1 protein-coding gene is annotated in these 803 nt (G+C 46.1%); it reads right to left on the reverse strand.

Annotated features, from left to right (window positions below):
* A partial coding sequence (locus A3729_RS03690; protein WP_082881993.1) for an A24 family peptidase occupies nucleotides 1-795 on the reverse strand: 795 nt, incomplete at its 3' end.
* Between the last annotated feature and the right edge of the window lie 8 nt (nucleotides 796-803).

Here is an 803-nt window from a genome sequence, read left to right on the forward strand (position 1 = left end):
ATAGATCCAGCCAGCAATGGCTAGATAAGGCCCGAAAGGGATCGGGATATTTTTATCCCGGCCCTTAATGATAATAAGGGAAATGCCAATCACCGCGCCTACAACAGAAGAAAGCAAAATAATAATCGGCAGGGATTGCCAGCCAAACCAGGCTCCTAAGGCTGCCAGAAGTTTAAAGTCACCATAACCCATGCCTTCCTTACCTGTTAGCAGCTTAAAGGCGTGGAATACTAGCCATAAGCTTAAGTAGCCGAATATGGCGCCCCATAGTGCGCTTGATAAGGGCACAAACGTTTCGTAGTAGTTGAGAATCAAACCACCCCACATTAGTGGTAGCGTCATGTTATCTGGCAGAAGTTGTGTGTCGGCATCGATCATCGTTAGTGCCACAAGTACCCAGGTCAGGATAAGTGCTGCAAGACCAGCATAACTTGCACCATAGATGGAAATAGCGGCAAGTGAAAGTAAAGCTGTGACAAGTTCAACTAAAGGGTAGCGGATCGAGATTTTGTTTTTGCACTGACTACAGCGCCCCTGCAAGAAGATATAGCTGATTACAGGGATATTTTCCCAAGGCTTAATCGCATGCTGACACTTTGGGCAGCTCGAGTTGGGGGTCGATAGGGTGATTTTTTCCTGTTTTGGTTCAGGCTGGTCTAAAAATGCAGCGCACTGAAGTGCCCAATCTTGCTCAAGCATTTTAGGGAGCCTAAAAATGACAACATTCAAGAAGCTGCCGACTAATAAACCGAAAATAAGTGTTGAAGCGTATAGGAACGCAGGGTTGTCATTCAGGTGTTGGA

Source organism: Oleiphilus sp. HI0043 (assembly GCF_001634935.1).